We start from the raw sequence: 15497 nt of genomic DNA, 5'->3' as shown, positions 1-15497 counted from the left end.
TGTTAAAATGGAAACAGCATGTCCCCAATAGAAGCCCTGTTTTTCGACTGTGACGGCACGCTGGTCGACAGCGAAGTGATCTGTTCCCGCGCCTATGTTCAGATGTTCAAAGAGTTCGGCATTACGCTGGATTTAGAAGAGATCTTTAAGCGCTTCAAAGGCGTAAAGCTCTACGAAATCATCGATACCATAAACGAGGAGCACGGCGTTAGCCTGCAAAAGGCGACGCTTGAGCCGGTCTATCGTGACGAGGTGGCGCGCCTGTTTGATTCAGAGCTGGAGGCTATCGCCGGTGCTGAAGCGCTGCTGGACGCGGTGACCGTTCCCCAGTGCGTGGTCTCGAACGGCCCGGTCAGCAAAATGCAGCACTCGCTCGGCAGAACCGGCATACTGCACCATTTCCCCGACCGGCTGTACAGCGGCTACGATATTCAGCGCTGGAAGCCCGATCCGGCGCTGATGTTCCACGCGGCGAAGGCGATGAACGTTAACGTCGAAAACTGCATTCTGGTGGATGACTCCAGCGCCGGCGCCCAATCGGGAATTGATGCCGGAATGGAGGTGTTCTACTTCTGCGCCGATCCGCACAATCCGCCGATCGTGCATCCGAAAGTGACGATGTTTACCGATTTAGCGCAGCTTCCGGCGCTGTGGAAAGCGCGGGGCTGGGAAGTGACCCGGTAAGCTCCCGGCGTCGCTGCGCTCGGCCGGGCCAGGGTTTCGCGAGATCCCGTTGCCCCGGCCAGCGTCGCGCGGCCGGGGAGCGGTGGTTACTCTTTCGGATCTTTACCCGCCAGCAGCTTATCCAGCTCATCGCCGCCAACGTGGCGGAAGTCCTGGCCTTTGACGAAGTAGAAGATATATTCGCAGATGTTCTGGCAGCGGTCGCCGATGCGCTCAATCGAGCGGGCGCAGAACAGGGCGGTCAGCACGCTCGGAATCGTACGTGAATCTTCCATCATATAGGTCATCAGCTGACGCACGATGCCCTCATACTCCTGATCCACTTTCTTATCTTCACGATAGATACGCACGGCTTCGTCCAGATCCATTCGCGCAAAGGCGTCGAGCACATCGTGCAGCATCTGCACGGTGTGGCGGCCGAGCGACTCCAGGCTCACCAGCAGCGGCTGATGCTGCTGGGAGAACTTCTCCAGCGCCGTGCGGCAAATTTTATCCGCCACGTCGCCGATACGTTCCAGCTCGGCAATGGTTTTGATAATCGCCATGACTAAGCGCAGGTCGCTGGCGGTAGGCTGACGTTTGGCGATGATGCGCACGCAGGCTTCATCAATGGCCACTTCCATCATATTGACCTGCTTATCACCATCGATGACGCGCTTGGCCAGCTCGCTGTCCTGGTTATGCATCGCGGTGATCGCATCAGAAAGCTGCTGCTCCACCAGCCCACCCATCGTCATCACCTGGGTGCGGATATACTCCAGTTCAGCGTTGAACTGGCCGGAAATATGTTTATTAAGATTTAGGTTATCCATCGTTCCTCCAGATGCCCAAAAGATTTCTGGCCATAGCGAGGCGGCAAGAGCGCAAATCCCCGGTCGCGTAGAGCGCTACGTAACCGGGGTGAGCAAAGGCAGCCAGCGCGGGTACAGCCTGAAAGCTGAGGAGCATATCAACCGTAGCGGCCGGTAATGTAATCTTCAGTTTGCTTCTTAGCGGGCTTAGTAAACAGATCGTCCGTGTTGCTGAATTCAATCAGCTCGCCAAGATACATAAATGCCGTATGGTCAGAACAACGCGCAGCCTGCTGCATGTTGTGAGTAACGATAACGACGGTGTAATCCTGCTTCAGCTCGGTGATCAGCTCTTCAATGCGCCCGGTGGAAATCGGATCCAGCGCGGAGCACGGTTCATCGAGCAACAGCACTTCCGGGCGAATAGCGATACCGCGCGCAATGCACAAACGCTGCTGCTGACCGCCGGAGAGAGAGTAGCCGCTCTGATGGAGCTTATCTTTGGTTTCGTTCCACAATGCGGCCTTGGTCAGCGCCCACTGCACGCGCTCGTCCATATCGGTGCGCGACAGCTTTTCAAACAGGCGAACGCCAAAGGCGATATTGTCATAAATCGACATCGGGAACGGCGTCGGTTTCTGGAAGACCATCCCGACCTTGGCGCGCAGCAGGGCGATGTCCTGAGTGTTGGTCAGAATATTATCGCCATCCAGCAAAATTTCGCCTTCCGCGCGCTGCTCCGGATAGAGCTCAAACATTTTGTTGAACGTCCGCAGCAGGGTCGATTTACCGCAGCCTGACGGGCCGATAAACGCCGTAACCTGGTTTTTGGAAATATCCAGGTTGATGTTTTTCAGGGCATGGAATTTTCCGTAGTAGAAGTTCAGGTTACGAACTGAAAGCTTACCCGGGATAGTATTCACCATACTCATCAATCTCTTCCTCATTCAGCGCCGCGTTTCGCCGCGCTGCAAAAATTAACCGTGTTTATTCTTCGCGAAAACCACGCGCGCCAGAACGTTCAGCAGCAGTACGCACAGGGTGATAATCAATACCCCGGCCCATGCCAGTTGCTGCCACTCCGCAAACGGACTCATGGCAAATTTGAAAATCGTTACCGGCAGGTTGGCGATCGGCTGCATCATGTCGGTACTCCAGAACTGGTTGGAGAGCGCGGTAAACAGCAGCGGCGCCGTTTCCCCGGCGATACGCGCGATAGCCAGCAGGATGCCCGTCATAATGCCGGAAACCGAGGCTTTCAGGGTGATCGCGGAAATCATTCGCCATTTCGGCGTACCCAGGGCGTAAGCCGCTTCACGCAGGCTGTCCGGCACCAGCTTCAGCATATTCTCGGTGGTACGAATCACGATAGGCACCTGCAGCAGCGCCAGCGCAATAACGCCCGCCCAGCCGGAGAAGTGCTGCATCTGTGCGACCACGATGGTGTAAACGAACAGGCCCACTACGATAGACGGGGCGGAGAGCAGGATATCGTTAATAAAACGAATCACTTCCGCCAGCGCGGATTTACGGCCATATTCCGCCAGATAAATCCCCGCCATGATGCCCAGCGGCGTGCCGAAGATCGTTGACCACAGGATCAGCAGGCCGCTGCCCGCAAGGGCGTTAGCCAGGCCGCCGCCAGCGGTGTTCGGTGGCGGGGTCATTTCGGTGAATAGCGCCAGGCTCATACCATCAATACCGCGGGTCACCGTGGCCATGAGGATCCAGATAAGCCAGAACAGACCGAATACCATCGTCCCCATCGAGAGACCCAGCGCGATCCGGTTTTTCAGGCGCCGCTTAGCCTGCATTTTACGCCGGGACTCCGCCAGCTCGGCGGTGGTTTGTAGCTCAATCGTCGCCATTAGCGTGCTCCCTCATTCTTCGCCAGACGCATCACCATGAACTTAGATGCGGCCAGAACAATAAAGGTAATAACGAACAGAATCAGACCCAGCTCCATCAGCGCGGCAACGTGCAGGCCGGACTCGGCTTCGGCAAACTCATTCGCCAGCGCGGAGGTGATACTGTTGCCCGGCATATACAGCGAAACGCTATCCAGCTGGTAGGTGTTACCGATGATAAAGGTGACCGCCATGGTTTCCCCCAGCGCGCGCCCCAGACCGAGCATCACCCCGCCTATCACCCCGTTGCGGGTAAAGGGCAGCACAATGCGCCAGATAACCTCCCAGGTGGTGCAGCCGATGCCGTAGGCAGACTCTTTCATCATCACCGGCGTCTGCTCGAACACATCGCGCATAACCGCGGCGATATAGGGGATGATCATGATGGCCAGAATGACGCCGGCCGCCAGAATACCGATACCAAACGCCGGTCCCGCAAACAGGGCGCCGACGAAAGGAATAGTCGACATGATGTTGCCAACCGGCTCCTGGAAGTAGGTGGCGAACAGCGGAGCAAAGATAAACAGGCCCCACATGCCGTAAACGATACTCGGAATAGCCGCCAGCAGTTCGATCGCAATACCAAGAGGGCGCTTAAGCCAGGCGGGAGAGAGTTCGGTCAGGAACAGCGCAATGCCGAAGCTCACCGGAACGGCAATCAGCAGCGCAATAAATGAGGTAACCAGCGTACCGTAGATCGGAACCAGCGCCCCGAAGACTTCGTTCGGCGCATCCCACTCTTTAGTCCACAAAAAGGAAAAACCAAACTTTTGAATGCTTGGCCACGAAGAGATAATCAGGGAAACGATGATGCCGCCCAGCATCAATAGCACAATCAGCGCCGCCAGTTTGACCAGCACGCCGAAAATTATGTCACCCTTTTTCCCCGGAGGGTTGAATGCCGGCTTGGTTGCAGCCATAGGTTACTCTTTAAGTTCGGGTCCGAAAGGCCGCTATATTACTGACCTGTTAGACAAAGGTAATGCTATACCCAAAATAATTCGCGCCGCAGCAACGGAGCCTGCAGCGCGAAGTATAGCGAGTATTAGTACAGCGCTTTACCGCTGCTGTCCTTCACGTTGGTTTTCCATGCAGCGCGAACCTGCTCAACCACGCTTTCCGGCAGCGTTGCGTAATCCAGTGCGTTAGCTTCTTTACCGCCGTTTTTATACGCCCAGTCGAAGAACTTCAGCACTTCAGCCGTCTGCTCAGGCTTGTTGGAAGCCTTGTGCACCAGAATAAAGGTGGTTGAGGTGATCGGCCATGCATTTTCACCTTTCTGGTTAGTCAGGTCCTGAGCAAAGGACTTGCTCCAGTCGATACCTTTCGCGGCGTTCGCGAAGTTATCTTCCGTTGGGCTAACCGGCTTGCCGTCGGCAGACACCAGCTTGGTGTAGGCGAGGTTGTTTTGTTTCGCATAGGCGTACTCAACGTAGCCAATAGAACCCGGCAGACGCTGAACGAAAGCGGCGATACCGTCGTTGCCTTTACCGCCCAGACCGGTCGGCCAGTTAACGGTAGAGCCTGCGCCGATTTTAGATTTCCACTCTTCGTTCACTTTCGCCAGGTAGCTGGTGAAGACGAAGGAGGTACCGGAGCCATCAGCACGACGAACCACGGCAATATTCTGTGCCGGCAGCTTCTTGCCCGGGTTGAGTTTGGCAATCGCTTCGTCATCCCACTTCTTAATTTTGCCCAGGTAGATGTCACCCAGCGTTTTACCATCCAGCACCAGCTCGCCGGACTTCACGCCTGGCAGGTTAACGGCCAGCACCACGCCGCCGATAACGGTTGGGAACTGGAACAAACCTTCCTGAGCCAGCTTGTCGTCAGCCAGAGGAGCATCAGAAGCACCGAAATCAACGGTGTTGGCAATAATTTGTTTTACACCACCGGAAGAGCCGATGCCCTGGTAGTTCACTTTATTGCCGGTTTCTTTCTGATAAGTATCAGCCCATTTGGCATACACCGGCGCAGGGAAAGTTGCGCCTGCGCCCGTCAGACTTGCTGCTGCAAATGCAGAAAAAGCGCTCATAGATAAGGTCGCGGCGACAACTGTTGCGACGGTGGTACGCATAACGTTCATAATGTCTCCTGCTGGATTCGTAAATCGTTGTTTCGAGGCTATGGTGAGCAAAATAGGACAAAGAGGTGACAGTAAAATGTACGAATTATTACAGTTTTATGACAGGTAGTTATGCGCAGAATTATGGTAAATAAAATCCTTTTTAATCATTATGTTAATCATAATAATGACGACAAGTTTACGGAAAAATTTTCTTTTTATGACAGCCTGATTTCGCGCTAAAGCGCGGCTGTTGTCATAAAAGAGTGCCGATGCGCTTTTTGATTTCGTGCGCAAAAAGCGGCCAGCGGAGCGACAAAAAAGGCCGCCATTCGGCAGCCCTTTGTGCTGGTTTAACCGCCTCTCAAAGCGGGTCCGCACGATACACCTGCCGGCCTTCGAACATCGTCCATAAAACGTTGGCATCCCGCAGTTCCTCAATGCTGACCTTCTCAAGGTTGCGGTCGAACAGCACCAGATCCGCGCTTTTTCCAACGCTAACAGACCCTATCTCCCGCTCGCGGCCAATCACTTTCGCCGCGTTTATGGTGTAGGCCTGCAGCATCGCCGCCCGGCTTATTTTTTCGCTGTCCGGTGGCAGCACGCCTGACTCAGCGGTGCGCGTAACCGCGGTGTAAATTGCCAGCAGCGGATTGGGGCTGGAGACCGGCCAGTCGCTGGCCCCGGCAATCAGCGCATGATGCCGGTACAAATCCCCAGCCGGGTAAAGATGTTGCAATAACGACGGCGCCACTTTGCCCTCAAGCAGCGTGGTTGTTGCACCATCGCTATCTTTCCCGGCCCACAGCAGCTGCATGGAGGCAGCGACGTTAAGCTGCTGAAAACGAGGAAGGCTTTGCGGGCTCACCACTTCAAGATGGGTGATGCTGTGCAGAACATTCATATTGCCATTCGCTTTGCGGGCGCAGGCCACCGCATCCAGCGACTCCTGCACCGCCCGGTCGCCTATAGCATGAAAATGCGCGATCAGGTTTTCAGCATCGGCTTTGCTAATGAGCTGGCAAAACTTCTCTTTATCCAGCGTTTCGCTGCCGCGATAGCCGGGACGATTAAGATACGGCTGGCTTAGCTTTGCACTCTGAGAGGGATACTCAATCACGCCATCCTGGAAGATTTTAATCCCCACCAGCTTAATGTCCGCAGCCTGCGAGAACTGCTCTCTGAGCGCGATGACATCATCAACGATCGCCGGCGAAGAGTTGATATTCACCAGCGCCAGCCCGCTGACATGCGCGGTTAATTTACCAGCTTTCGCCAGCGCGACGTACGCCGGGAGCAGCCCCAGGTTGCGGCGATCGGGGCTGGCGTTGAACGAAGGAGAGAGCGGGCGAATATTACTGAGCGGCTCCATCCACGCCGTGAGGCCAAAGCGGTTCATCACGTCCGCACCCGCCGTGATGGCGCGGGCGATTTTCTCGTCGTCGACGGGGGGAATGGCGCTCAGGACATGATCCCAGGCCCCTTCGGTAACGAAGCCGGATATTTTGCCGTCAGGCGTCAACACGGTACCTGCTTTAATACCGGGATCCGCTTTTTCAAGCGTCAGATCGTTTAGTCCCGCTTTGCGTAACATGGCCTGATTAACCCAGCCGGTATGCGCGTCAGCGCCGCCAAGGGCGATCGGCGTATTTTTATACGCCGCTGAGTTAAATACGCTATCCAGCAGGCCGATATTATCCCAGTAGCTCAGAGGAACGTTGCTATAAAACTGCACCCCGTGAATATCGCGACGTGGATTATTCGCATTTTTCTCAACAAACGCCCTAATCGCAGCGGCATCTTTCATGCCGTCAGGAAACGCCACGGTGAGGGTCTGAAAACCGGCATCCGCCACGTGCGCATGGCTATCGATAAGCCCCGGCATCAGGTATTTTCCCTGCAAATCCATCCGCCTGGCGTTCTTTCCCAGCTGGTTAAGCACATCCGCATAGCGGCCTACAGCAACGATCTCTTTGCCGGCAATCCCAATGGCTTCCGGATGGGGATTGTGGGGATCGGCGCTATATATTTCACCGCCATAGATAATCGTTTTATCACTACCCTGAGCGGCGTAAGCCGGAAGCGCAGATATAGCCAGGGCGCACACCAGATAAAGCATCGAGCGTTTCATTATTAACTCCGTTGCGTTGCGAATAAACACGATAATAATTATTGTGAGGCGTTATCCTTGTGGTGTTTTTTTACAGGAATGAAAATATCAAAAACATAATAATCGAGAGTAACATCGGTTTCGTTATAATATTTTTCATAGCACGGAAGGTCACCCTTCATTAATCCTCGGGCCTTTATCCAGGCAAAAGCGATCTCCCATGCTGCATCCAGGCGCTCGCCGAAAACGGCGAACTTACATACCGCGTAGCTGCCGCCGGCAATCGTCTGTACGGCAACGCCTCTGCCCGGCCTCTCTCCTTCGCTGAGCTCAATACAGACGTCGGTGCGGCAGCGCGATCCAAGCGTGACTTCAGGCGCATCCCAGTAGATGCAGACCATCCCGGCCGGCTGTCGCGGCGTCCCGCAAGGGAATGAGGCCGCCAGATCGTGATGCGTCAGCCAGCAGGTCTCTTTCCCATAGGGGCCAAATCGTCGCATATAGGCGACCCGCCGCGCCGGTAGCGAAAGCACGCCCGCCGCTAAGAAGTCAGGATCGGCCCGTACGACCTTCATCGCTTCGGTTTGAGAATAGGCGCTTTTTTCGCCCGTAACGTTTCCTGGCTTGCTTTTCACGCTGGCAGCATGCAGACGTCGGTACTCGCCGGGCGATACGGAAAAATGCTGGCGGAACGCCTTAGCAAAGTTTTGTGAGCTGGAGAATCCGACCCGCAGCGCTAAGCCGGTAATATCGCGTCGCGGAGATTCGATCAGCCACATCGCCGCCTTCTCCATCCGCAGACGGCGGGTGAACCCGGCGATAGTTTCGCCCACTTCGGCCTTGAAAATACGATGGAAATGAAAGCTGGATAGCGCAACGGCGCTGGCGATTTCCTCGAGCGTCGGGTTAAAGCACAGATTCTGGCTGATGTAGTCTATCGCTTTAAATACCTGCGCACGGTAATCCTGAGGCATGGTTCAATTATCTTCTGCATCGCGTTAATCCGTTGCTGTAATTTACGGACTGAGTCGCAGCCGGGGAATATATAAAAAGAGAAGGTGTGAAGCGGGTAAAAAAAATCCGGGGAGCTGAGTTCTCAGCACCACCGGATTTTTAATTGACTCACGAGCAGCTGAAGCACATCGCTTCAGCAAGGTGGCCTTATTCTACGGTCACCGATTTTGCGAGGTTACGCGGCTGGTCAACGTCGGTGCCTTTAATCAGCGCCACGTGATAGGCCAGCAGCTGCAGCGGCACGGTGTAGAAGATTGGCGCGATCGCCTCTTCAACATGCGGCATCTGGATGATGTGCATATTGTCGCTGCTGCTAAAGCCAGCATCACCGTCGGCAAAGACGTACAGCTGACCGCCGCGGGCGCGAACTTCTTCAATGTTGGATTTGAGCTTCTCCAGCAGTTCGTTGTTCGGTGCGACCACAATAACCGGCATCTCGGCGTCAATCAGGGCCAAAGGACCGTGCTTCAGCTCGCCGGCCGCATAGGCTTCAGCGTGGATATAAGAGATCTCTTTCAGCTTCAGCGCCCCTTCAAGGGCAATAGGGTACTGATCGCCACGGCCGAGGAACAGCGCGTGGTGCTTATCAGAGAAGCTTTCCGCCAGCGCTTCAATACGCTTGTCCTGCGACAGCATCTGTTCGATTCGGCTCGGTAACGCCTGCAGACCGTGCACGATATCGTGCTCAATCGCCGCATCCTGGCCCTTCAGACGCGCCAGCTTCGCCACCAGCATCAGCAGCACGGTCAGCTGAGTGGTGAAGGCTTTGGTGGAAGCCACGCCGATTTCGGTGCCCGCTTTGGTCATCAGCGACAGATCGGACTCGCGAACCAGCGACGAGCCAGGGACGTTGCAAATAGCCAGAGAGCCAAGATATCCCAGCTCTTTCGACAGGCGCAGAGCGGCCAGCGTATCTGCCGTTTCGCCGGACTGGGAGAGCGTGATCATCAGGCTGTTGCGGCGTACAGCCGATTTGCGATAGCGGAATTCAGAGGCGATTTCGACATCGCACGGCACGCCGGCCAGCGCTTCAAACCAGTAGCGAGAAACCATCCCGGAGTTATACGAAGTGCCGCAGGCGACAATCTGGATATGCTCAACCTGGGACAGCATCTCGTTGGCGTTAACGCCCAGCTCGCTCAGATCGACTTCTCCGTGGCTAATGCGCCCGGAGAGGGTGTTCTTGATGGCGTTCGGCTGCTCGTAGATCTCTTTTTGCATGTAGTGGCGGTAGATGCCCTTATCGCCCGCGTCGTACTGCAGGTTGGATTCGATATCCGGGCGTTTAACCTCCGCGCCTGACTTATCAAACACCACCACCGAGCGGCGGGAAACTTCCGCGATATCGCCCTCTTCGAGGAAGATAAAGCGGCGGGTCACCGGCAGCAGCGCCAGCTGATCGGAGGCGATGAAGTTCTCCCCCATACCCAGACCGATAACCAGCGGGCTGCCTGAACGAGCGGCCAGCAGGGTGCCCGGATCGCGGGTATCCATGATCACGGTACCGTAAGCGCCGCGCAGCTGTGGGATAGTGCGCAGAACGGCTTCCCGCAGGGTTCCGCCTTGCTCCAGCTCCCAGTGCACCAGGTGTGCAATCACTTCCGTATCAGTCTCTGATACAAAAATATAGCCGCGCGACTGCAGCAGCTCGCGCAGCGGTTCATGGTTTTCGATGATTCCGTTGTGGACCACCACAATATGTTCAGAAACATGCGGATGCGCATTGCTCTCAGACGGCTCGCCGTGGGTCGCCCAGCGGGTATGGGCAATCCCCGTACCGCCGTGCAACGGCTGCTCTTCTACCGCCTGAGCCAGCATCTGTACCTTACCGAGCCGACGAACGCGGGACATATGTCCTTCGTTATCAACCACTGCCAGACCGGCAGAGTCGTAGCCACGGTATTCCAGACGACGTAAACCTTCGATAAGGATTTCAGCAATATCACGCTGCGCGACTGCGCCAACAATTCCACACATAGTTAAATTTCCTGATAATGGCGTTATGCCATGCGTTGTCGCTGACCTGTGTTTTACCCAACGCATTTGCCGTTGGGTAATGCCCTTTTCGGGCGCCCCGAGCCTTGTAGAGAGTGGGGCTATTTTTATGGTTACTGCCGTGGGGGGAGGATTATTTTATCCTCTCACCCCGGCCCTCATCCCAAAAGGACGAGGGATAAATGACCTACTTTTTCTTCACCGGACGCTGCCAGCCCTGCTTATGGACCTGCGGCACGCGGCTTAATACTAATTCATTATCAGCGATATCGCGGGTTACCGTCGTACCGGCGGCAATAGTCACGCCGTTGCCTACGGTTACGGGCGCCACCAGCTGGCTGTCCGAGCCGACAAACACGTCGTTGCCGATGATGGTTTTAAATTTATTGGCGCCGTCATAGTTACAGGTGATGGTCCCTGCACCGATATTGACGTTATCGCCGATTTCCGCATCGCCAAGGTAGGAGAGGTGCCCCGCCTTCGAGCCTTTACCCAGCCGCGCTTTCTTCATTTCGACAAAATTGCCGACGTGCGCGCCTTCCAGCAGCTCCGCACCCGGACGCAGACGAGCAAAAGGTCCGATAGTGCAGGCAGCCTGCAGGTAGGCATCTTCCACCACCGAGTACGGGCTGATTTCGCAGTTATCGCCGATGGTGCTGTTTTTAATCACGCAGCCGCTGCCAATTTTCACCCGTTCGCCAAGTACCACGTTGCCCTCAAGGATAACGTTAGTATCAATCTCAACGTCGCGCCCGTGCGTCAGGGTGCCGCGCAGATCAAAACGAGCCGGATCGCGCAGCATCACGCCCGCCAGCAGCAGTTTTTCCGCCTGTTCAGACTGATAGACGCGCTCGAGGCGGGAGAGCTGCAGGCGGTTGTTGACGCCTTCAACTTCGCTTAAACGCTGCGGGTGGACGGCAACGATTTCCCGGCCTTCCTGATACGCCATGGCGATGATATCGGTAATGTAGTATTCGCCCTGGACGTTGTTATTCGTCAGCTTCGCCAGCCAGCGTTTTAAATCCGCGCCGCCGGCGATGAGGATCCCGGTGTTGATTTCCTGAATTTGACGCTGCGCTTCGCTGGCATCTTTATGCTCAACGATACCGCTTACCCGGCCGTTTTCACGGGTGATGCGTCCATAGCCGCTCGGATCGTCCAGCTTCACCGTCAACAGGCCAATCCCGCCCTGCGGTTTGGCGGCGCGCAGGCGCTGCAGGGTATCGACGGAGATCAGCGGGACGTCGCCGTACAGCATCATGATGTCTTCATCATCGGCAAAGAAAGGTGCCGCCTGCTGCATCGCATGGCCGGTTCCCAGCTGTTCCGCCTGCAGAACCCAGTTAAGGTTGTCTTCATGCAGCGTTTGACGCAGCAGATCGCCGCCGTGGCCATACACAAGGTGTACGGAAGAGGCGCCTAAATCTTTAGTAGCATCAATGACATGCTGAACCATTGGCTTCCCAGCCAGGGCGTGCAGCACCTTGGGAAGATCGGAATACATGCGGGTCCCTTTGCCTGCGGCAAGGACAACCACGCTCATCGCACTGTTTGACATACGCATCCTGACAGCTGTTAGAACGAAAAGTAAAAGCCTTTCACGTTGAAATTACTACATATTTTTCATCATGAAACGAGACGAGGATAAAACGCTCAGGCTCAACGCTATACACCATTTTATGGCGCTATTTTTAGTCACTGCAAATCAGTTTATCTCCGAAAAAACCCGATAAGAGAGATGAATATTTGCTATCCCTCTGCTTTTGCTGTTTTTTCGACGCCTGAATAAAGCGAAAACATAAAATTAAAACATGGTTTTATTATTCATTTATTGTGACGCGACAAATAGAAACGCCGTTTCATTCCCCCGATAATGCTGCTCATTATTTACTCTGGAGGAAAAAATGAATAAAAAAATCCCTTTGGCATTAGCCCTTTGTAGCTCAATTATCGCATTGCCGCTGCACGCTGGCGAGGCTCATGTCTGGCGAGGTATCGCTTTTGGTCAATCAACCGACGTTAATTTCTCCTCCAACGTACTGCCGGAAAAAATAGGGGTGAATGACGTTACGATAGCAGGTAAAAAGCTGACGCCCCAGGATACAGCCGATCTCAGCGCTCCCGTCACCATTGAGAGCCGGGGAGGCAAGATTGCGAATTCGCATGACGGCCTGACCTTCTTTTATACCATGCTGCCGGTTAGCCAAAACTTTATCCTGCAGGCGACGGTCACGGTGGATCAGTTCGGCCCGGAGAACGGCGCCCGTCCGGCAGCGCAGGAAGGCGCCGGGCTGCTGGTGCGTGATGTTATCGGTCTGCCGCGCCAGCAGCCTTTAAAGGTGGGCTATGAAGAGTTTCCGGCAGCATCGAATATGCTCATGAACGCGATCGTGACCCAGGATAAGAAAGATCATACGCATATAAAACTGCAGGCGATCGGCCGGGAAGGGATTTCCCAGCCCTGGGGCAATGCCGGTTCTTCTATTACCAGGCAGAGCTACAAAGAGAATATCGATCTCCAGCAAACCCCAGCTTTTCAGCTCAAGCTGGAACGCACTAACGACGGTTTCATCACCTCATGGGCACCGACGGGCAGCAGCGAATGGGTAAGCAAGAAGGTTCCCCGCAGCGACACGATCGCCCAGCAGGATAAAGACCATTACTACGTCGGCTTTTTCGCCTCACGTAATGCCAAAATCACCATCAGCAACGCCTCGCTGACGACTTCAGCAGCCAGGACGCAGGCTTCTGCGCCCTATATCGCGAAAGCCTGGCCGGTTGTGATGCAGATTGCCTCTGGCACCCAAAGCCAGAGCGCGGAGTATATTCTGCAGGCGCGGGCTAACTATGACGGGCGCTTCACCGTCCGCCAGGACGAAGTCATCATCGGCAAGGACATCGCCGTCAAAGCCGGGGAGATGTTTACGCAACCCGCCACGCTCAAAGACAAGAACATCTTCGAGGTGCTGTTTACGCCGGCCACCAGCGGCAAGCCGGTGACGCAAACGCTGACGGTTGAACGCAGCGTCGGCGTCGAAGGGCATACCCTCTACGTTTCTGCGCAAGGGCAGGCGAACGCCAGCGGAACGGCTGACGATCCGCTCACTCTCTCCCGCGGCGTGGAACTACTGCCGGCTGGCGGCACGCTTATCTTAGCCGCCGGAGACTATCCGCAAACGCCGATCCCGCTCAGCGCCAGCGGGCTCAAAGGGCAACCTAAGACGCTGCGGGCCGACGGAAAGGCGGTTATTCACGGCCTGCAGCTCGACGCCAGCTACTGGCATATCAAGGGGATCTCCGTCACCGATAAAAGCCTGCGCGTGCAGGGCAGCCATAATCTGATTGAGAACGTCACCGCTTATCGCAACGACGATACCGGGATTCAAATTTCCTCTCCACCGGACGTGGGACGCCCGCTGTGGGCCAGCTACAACCGGGTAGTCAACTCCGAATCGTTCAGCAATGAAGATCCGGGCAAGATCAACGCCGATGGGTTTGCGGTCAAAATGCGGGTCGGTGAGGGAAACCGGCTCGAAGGCTGCTACTCCTACGATAATATCGACGACGGATTTGACCTGTTCAACAAGATTGAAGATGGTGCCAACGGCGTTGTGACGATCGAGAACTCAATTGCCCGTAATAACACCAGCAATGGTTTTAAGCTGGGTGGGGAAGGGCAGCCGGTGGCGCATGAGGTGCGCAACAGCATTGCGATAGGTAATCACCTGGACGGTTTTACGGATAACTTCAACCCCGGCAGGCTGGTGGTGGTCAACAACGTGGCGGTGGATAATCAGCGCTTTAACTACATCTTCCGCGCCAGCCCGTACGGTAAACCCGAGACTCAAGGCTCGTTTAGCGACAATATCTCCCTGCGCAGCTGGCCGGGAAAATACGATGATGCCGTGATCGGTAATATCGACGACAGCAACTATTTTATCCACGACGGTAAGAGCATCAACGCCGAGGGAAAGAGCATTAAGAGCGACGACTATCAAACGCTGGCGCTGCCGGACCCGCTGCTGCGTCATGCGGATGGCCGTTTCAATATGGGTGATTTCCTCAGCCGCAGCCAGCCTCGTTCCTGATACTGGCCCTAAAATACAAAGGTCGCCCGCGGGCGACCTTTTACTTTCTTTCCTGCTTCACACCGCATGTGTTGTCGTTTTAGTTAGCGGTACAGCGCAAATGCAGGCCGGAGAGTGGTTTCTTAGTTATTGAAGGTACCGAAGGTCACGTTCATAGTGCTGAAGAAGGCGATGATTTTATTGAGCAGTTTCATGATGACTTCCTGAATAGAGAGACGTTTTGATAAATTATTTTTTGTGATGTACATCACAAAAAGAAGTCTACACCTCATTTTTTGAGCGATCAACAAAAACGCGATCATCATCACAAAATTTTTAAAATGTCTTTTTAGTTTTGAAATTACTGAAACGAAACCATAAAAAAAGCCAGCCTGGAAACCAGACTGGCTTTTTAACTTTCAAGCCGGTGTTACATCGCTTTTTTGGTCAATTCGATAACGCGCAGTTTGGCGATCGCTTTGGCCAGTTCCGCAGACGCCTGAGCGTAATCTACGTCGCCGTGAGAGCTGTTAATGTGCTCTTCCGCTTTACGCTTCGATTCCAGGGCTCGTGCTTCGTCGAGATCCTGGCCACGAATTGCCGTATCAGCCAGTACGGTCACGCTGCCAGGCTGCACTTCAAGAATGCCGCCGGACAGATAGATAAACTCTTCATGACCGTGCTGTTTAACGATGCGAATCATACCAGGCTTAATGGCGGTGAGCAGCGGTGCGTGACCCGGGAAAATACCCAGCTCACCTTCACTACCCGTTACCTGGATTTTCTCGACCAGACCAGAGAACATTTGCTTCTCTGCGCTGACGACGTCCAGGTGGTAAGTCATTGCCATATCACCCTCCGATT

13 protein-coding genes are annotated in these 15497 nt (G+C 54.9%); 2 read left to right on the top strand and 11 right to left on the bottom strand.

Going from position 1 to position 15497, the window contains the following annotated elements; translation table 11 throughout:
• The first annotated feature begins 18 nt into the window (after positions 1-18).
• Positions 19-684, top strand: a complete 666-nt coding sequence (gene yieH, locus M2416_RS15175; protein ID WP_259225514.1) for a 6-phosphogluconate phosphatase — start codon at positions 19-21, stop codon at positions 682-684.
• A gap of 86 nt (positions 685-770) precedes the next feature.
• On the opposite strand, the gene phoU is transcribed toward yieH, so the two are convergent.
• The 9 genes from phoU to glmU form a co-directional block, all read right to left on the bottom strand.
• A complete protein-coding gene (gene phoU, locus M2416_RS15170) occupies positions 771-1496 on the bottom strand; it encodes a phosphate signaling complex protein PhoU (protein ID WP_004107251.1) in 726 nt (241 codons plus the stop codon).
• 137 nt (positions 1497-1633) lie between these two features.
• Positions 1634-2407: a phosphate ABC transporter ATP-binding protein PstB gene (pstB, locus tag M2416_RS15165; protein ID WP_041143344.1), complete on the bottom strand. Its 774-nt coding sequence runs from the start codon at positions 2405-2407 to the stop codon at positions 1634-1636.
• Between the two features lie 45 nt (positions 2408-2452).
• Positions 2453-3343 (bottom strand): phosphate ABC transporter permease PstA, encoded by an 891-nt coding sequence (pstA, locus tag M2416_RS15160; protein WP_045853737.1) that lies wholly within the window; start codon positions 3341-3343, stop codon positions 2453-2455.
• Positions 3343-4302 (bottom strand): phosphate ABC transporter permease PstC, encoded by a 960-nt coding sequence (pstC, locus tag M2416_RS15155; protein WP_041143346.1) that lies wholly within the window; start codon positions 4300-4302, stop codon positions 3343-3345. Before pstC ends, pstA begins: the two co-directional genes overlap by 1 nt.
• A 125-nt stretch (positions 4303-4427) precedes the next feature.
• The gene (pstS, locus tag M2416_RS15150) at positions 4428-5468 is read right to left on the bottom strand and encodes a phosphate ABC transporter substrate-binding protein PstS (RefSeq protein WP_259225513.1); all 1041 of its coding nucleotides are present in this window, start codon (positions 5466-5468) and stop codon (positions 4428-4430) included.
• A gap of 343 nt (positions 5469-5811) precedes the next feature.
• On the bottom strand, positions 5812-7578 hold the full coding sequence (locus M2416_RS15145; protein ID WP_259225512.1) for an amidohydrolase: 1767 nt from the start codon (positions 7576-7578) through the stop codon (positions 5812-5814).
• Positions 7579-7616: 38 nt separating this feature from the next.
• Complete coding sequence (locus M2416_RS15140; protein WP_259225509.1) at positions 7617-8531, bottom strand: AraC family transcriptional regulator; 915 nt, start codon at positions 8529-8531, stop codon at positions 7617-7619.
• Positions 8532-8718: 187 nt separating this feature from the next.
• Complete coding sequence (gene glmS / locus M2416_RS15135) at positions 8719-10548, bottom strand: glutamine--fructose-6-phosphate transaminase (isomerizing) (RefSeq protein ID WP_041143350.1); 1830 nt, start codon at positions 10546-10548, stop codon at positions 8719-8721.
• Between the two features lie 205 nt (positions 10549-10753).
• A complete protein-coding gene (gene glmU / locus M2416_RS15130; protein ID WP_259225506.1) occupies positions 10754-12124 on the bottom strand; it encodes a bifunctional UDP-N-acetylglucosamine diphosphorylase/glucosamine-1-phosphate N-acetyltransferase GlmU in 1371 nt (456 codons plus the stop codon).
• Positions 12125-12470: 346 nt separating this feature from the next.
• Here glmU and M2416_RS15125 point away from each other — a divergent pair, with 346 nt between their 5' ends.
• The gene (locus tag M2416_RS15125) at positions 12471-14654 is read left to right on the top strand and encodes a right-handed parallel beta-helix repeat-containing protein (protein WP_259225505.1); all 2184 of its coding nucleotides are present in this window, start codon (positions 12471-12473) and stop codon (positions 14652-14654) included.
• 122 nt (positions 14655-14776) lie between these two features.
• Here the strand turns inward: M2416_RS15125 and M2416_RS15120 are convergent, their stop codons facing one another.
• Both M2416_RS15120 and M2416_RS15115 read right to left on the bottom strand, forming a co-directional pair.
• Entirely contained in the window at positions 14777-14905 is a 129-nt protein-coding gene (locus M2416_RS15120; protein WP_256464594.1) for a hypothetical protein, read from the bottom strand.
• Between the two features lie 158 nt (positions 14906-15063).
• Positions 15064-15483 (bottom strand): F0F1 ATP synthase subunit epsilon, encoded by a 420-nt coding sequence (locus tag M2416_RS15115; RefSeq protein ID WP_041143353.1) that lies wholly within the window; start codon positions 15481-15483, stop codon positions 15064-15066.
• Positions 15484-15497: the final 14 nt, after the last annotated feature.

Source organism: Klebsiella sp. BIGb0132, from assembly GCF_024810075.1.
Taxonomy (GTDB): domain Bacteria; phylum Pseudomonadota; class Gammaproteobacteria; order Enterobacterales; family Enterobacteriaceae; genus Klebsiella; species Klebsiella terrigena.
Note: the sequence above shows the minus strand (reverse complement) of the source record. Positions and strands in the feature narration are given on the sequence as shown.

Excerpts from the sequence above, each read along its gene's own strand:
- pstC (WP_041143346.1), bottom strand. The coding sequence starts at position 4,302 with ATGGCTGCAACCAAGCCGGCATTCAACCCTCCGGGGAAAAAGGGTGAC.
- glmU (WP_259225506.1), bottom strand. The coding sequence starts at position 12,124 with ATGTCAAACAGTGCGATGAGCGTGGTTGTCCTTGCCGCAGGCAAAGGG.
- glmS (WP_041143350.1), bottom strand. The coding sequence starts at position 10,548 with ATGTGTGGAATTGTTGGCGCAGTCGCGCAGCGTGATATTGCTGAAATC.
- pstS (WP_259225513.1), bottom strand. The coding sequence starts at position 5,468 with ATGAACGTTATGCGTACCACCGTCGCAACAGTTGTCGCCGCGACCTTA.
- M2416_RS15145 (WP_259225512.1), bottom strand. The coding sequence starts at position 7,578 with ATGAAACGCTCGATGCTTTATCTGGTGTGCGCCCTGGCTATATCTGCG.
- pstA (WP_045853737.1), bottom strand. The coding sequence starts at position 3,343 with ATGGCGACGATTGAGCTACAAACCACCGCCGAGCTGGCGGAGTCCCGG.
- phoU (WP_004107251.1), bottom strand. The coding sequence starts at position 1,496 with ATGGATAACCTAAATCTTAATAAACATATTTCCGGCCAGTTCAACGCT.
- M2416_RS15125 (WP_259225505.1), top strand. The coding sequence starts at position 12,471 with ATGAATAAAAAAATCCCTTTGGCATTAGCCCTTTGTAGCTCAATTATC.
- pstB (WP_041143344.1), bottom strand. The coding sequence starts at position 2,407 with ATGAGTATGGTGAATACTATCCCGGGTAAGCTTTCAGTTCGTAACCTG.
- M2416_RS15140 (WP_259225509.1), bottom strand. The coding sequence starts at position 8,531 with ATGCCTCAGGATTACCGTGCGCAGGTATTTAAAGCGATAGACTACATC.
- M2416_RS15115 (WP_041143353.1), bottom strand. The coding sequence starts at position 15,483 with ATGGCAATGACTTACCACCTGGACGTCGTCAGCGCAGAGAAGCAAATG.
- yieH (WP_259225514.1), top strand. The coding sequence starts at position 19 with ATGTCCCCAATAGAAGCCCTGTTTTTCGACTGTGACGGCACGCTGGTC.